At 66.3% G+C, this 1,188-nt stretch carries 1 protein-coding gene; it reads right to left on the bottom strand.

The window, feature by feature from the left end; all coding sequences use genetic code 11:
* Positions 1-1,130, bottom strand: a 1,130-nt coding sequence (locus SB753_RS34400) for an FAD-dependent oxidoreductase (protein WP_410804494.1), incomplete at its 3' end; no start/stop codon positions are given.
* Positions 1,131-1,188 lie beyond the last annotated feature (58 nt).

Genomic DNA, 1,188 nt, shown 5'->3' with positions numbered 1-1,188 from the left:
TTCGCGGTGCCCACCACCTGGCCGTGGATGTTCGTCGGAATGCCGCCCATCTGGTAGTGGATGGTCGGCACCACCGGGATCGGTTCCTTGATGCAGTCGACGTTGGCGAACTTCAGCGCGATCTCGCGGATCGACGGCAGACGCTTCATGATCGTCTCCGCGCCGATGTGCGACAGGTCCAGCAGCACGTGGTCCTTGTTCGGACCCACGCCGCGGCCTTCCTTGATCTCCTGGTCCATCGAGCGCGACACGAAGTCACGCGGCGCCAGATCCTTCAGGGTCGGCGCGTAGCGTTCCATGAAACGCTCGCCGTTCGAATTCCGCAGGATGCCGCCTTCGCCGCGCACGCCTTCGGTGATCAGCACGCCCGCGCCGGCCACGCCGGTCGGGTGGAACTGCCAGAACTCCATGTCCTGCAGCGCGATGCCCGAGCGCGCCGCCATGCCCAGGCCGTCGCCGGTGTTGATGAACGCGTTGGTCGAGGCCGCGAAGATCCGGCCCGCGCCGCCCGTGGCGAACAGCGTCGTCTTGCCTTCGAGGATGTAGACCTCGCCCGTTTCCATTTCGAGCGCGGTCACGCCGAGCACGTCGCCGTCGGCGTCGCGGATCAGATCGAGCGCCATCCATTCGACGAAGAACTGCGTCTTCGCCGCAACGTTCTGCTGGTACAGCGTGTGCAGCAGCGCGTGACCGGTGCGGTCAGCCGCCGCGCACGCGCGCTGCACGGGCTTCTCGCCGTAGTTCGCGGTGTGGCCGCCGAACGGGCGCTGGTAGATCGTGCCGTCGGCGTTGCGGTCAAACGGCATGCCGAAGTGTTCGAGTTCGTAGACGGCGTTGGGCGCCTCGCGGCACATGAACTCGATCGCGTCCTGGTCGCCGAGCCAGTCGGAGCCCTTGATCGTGTCGTAGAAGTGGTAGTGCCAGTTGTCCTCGCTCATGTTGCCGAGCGACGCGCCGATGCCGCCCTGCGCGGCGACCGTGTGCGAGCGCGTGGGGAACACCTTGGAGAGCACGCACACGGACAGGCCCGCGCGCGCCAGTTGCAGCGACGCGCGCATTCCCGAGCCGCCCGCGCCGACGATGACCACGTCAAACTTGCGACGCGGCAGACTATTCTTGATTGCAGCCATTCTTTTACACTCTCCAGAGAATCTGCGCAGCGTAGCCCGCGCACGCGAGCAGCCAGAC

Origin of the sequence: Paraburkholderia sp. SIMBA_053 (assembly GCF_046534895.1) — a bacterium.
GTDB lineage: Bacteria > Pseudomonadota > Gammaproteobacteria > Burkholderiales > Burkholderiaceae > Paraburkholderia > Paraburkholderia caledonica.
This window is presented reverse-complemented; position numbering and strand designations above follow the sequence as displayed.